This window comes from Mycoplasma haliaeeti (assembly GCF_048284645.1).
GTDB lineage: Bacteria > Bacillota_I > Bacilli_A > Mycoplasmatales > Metamycoplasmataceae > Mycoplasmopsis.
Map to the genome: position 1 here is coordinate 1 of NZ_JBLWAB010000016.1, position 1,101 is coordinate 1,101.

General features: G+C 29.8%; 1 protein-coding gene. It reads right to left on the reverse strand.

From position 1 onward, the window contains the following. Positions 1 to 736 (reverse strand): leucine-rich repeat protein (locus ACNQ2T_RS03400; protein WP_418036000.1); only part of this gene is annotated, 736 nt, incomplete at its 3' end. Positions 737 to 1,101 lie beyond the last annotated feature (365 nt).

Consider the following 1,101-nt stretch of genomic DNA (forward strand, 5'->3'; position numbering starts at 1 on the left):
CATTAGGGAATGAAACTGATCTTAGATTTGTTGTTAGTGCAAAAGCCTCTTCACCAATACTTGTCACATTAGGAAATGAAACTGAAGTAATATTTTGATTGTTTTCAAATACACCACCAGCTATACTTGTGATACTATCATCAACAATATCCCCACTAGCACTATCTCATTTAAATAATATTCCGTTTTGAATCACTTTATCATCTTCTAGGAACTCATTCAACATAGTGAAAGGGCTGTTGAGCTCATTGTAAATTACATTTTTAATTTTTGGTAATATAAGTTTTTTTACACCAACACGAGATTGATATTTAAAACAAATACTTATAGCATTCGGACATTCTAAAGTAAAGTCATTACTATCATGATGCAATTTGTCACTTAAATTATGAAAAATATAATCAAGCATTTCTGAAGTTATTTCTTTAGCTTTTGGTATTAGTATTCTATTTTCATTTTTATAATACTTTACATTAGTTGCTTCGCCCCCATTGGCGTAAATAAATGAATATGTATTATTATCTTCTTTGCCAGGTTGTTCCTTGCCTGAACCAGGTTTAGTTACTGGAGATGGCTTAGGTGTTGTTCCGGGATTAGGGCCAGGACTAACTATTGGTGTAGGCTCAGTTTTATTATCATTATTCTTATTATCACATGATCCGGCTACTAAAGGCATAGCAATAATGCTAGAAGCTGAAGCAAGCGAAAACAAGATAAATAATTTCTTTCTTTTCATTTTTTCCTTTCTTAAAGGCTAGCAATAGAAAACAATTAGTATAAAAGTTAGTTTTTTATTTGGATTTAAATATAGTAAAAAATATATATTGCTTGCCTAATTTTATTATTTCAAAAAAAAAAAAAAAAGAAGCCACCAGCAGCTCTAGCTGGTAGTACAATTGGCTCAAATCCTACTAATTTTATTAAGTAAATGATAGTGAACTAATTAGTGAGTCAAACTTGTTCTTTAATTTATAATGATTTGTAAAAATTATATATAACTTATGTAATTACCTATAAGATAATGCGTTTGTTAGCTTAGTTTTTCATTATTCACAGGCTAGCAAGATTACAAAAATATTGAAGCGTTCTCACACTAGCGTG